Genomic DNA, 383 nt, shown 5'->3' on the forward strand with positions numbered 1-383 from the left:
CGGCATGGCCGTGTTGATCTCTGCCGCCAGCTCAATGAAGCGGGTCGGCAGTTCGTATTCGCGCGCCTTCCACGTCAGGTAGAAGGGATCGATCGGAACGCAGTGCCCGCCAGTCCGGGGCCAGGATAGAAGGGCATGTAGCCGAAGGGCTTGCTCTTTGCCGCCTCGATCACCTCCCAGATATCAATGCCCATCGCGTCGAACACGACCTTCAACTCGTTGACGAGCGCTATGTTGACCGATCGGAAGATGTTTTCCGTCAGCTTGACCGCCTCGGCGGTCGCGGTGGTGGAGACCGGAACGACGGTCTTGACCACGCCCTGGTAGAAAGCCTGCACCAGCCTCGCCGCTTCCATGCTATCGCCTGCCACGACCTTGGGGAT

At 61.1% G+C, this 383-nt stretch carries 1 pseudogene; it reads right to left on the reverse strand.

Going from position 1 to position 383, the window contains the following annotated elements:
- Positions 1 to 383 (reverse strand): annotated as a pseudogene (locus EOA29_RS40940) (nucleotide sugar dehydrogenase); the annotation flags it as partial.

Source organism: Mesorhizobium sp. M1E.F.Ca.ET.063.01.1.1, assembly GCF_003998155.1.
In the GTDB taxonomy this organism is placed as follows: Bacteria; Pseudomonadota; Alphaproteobacteria; order Rhizobiales; family Rhizobiaceae; genus Mesorhizobium.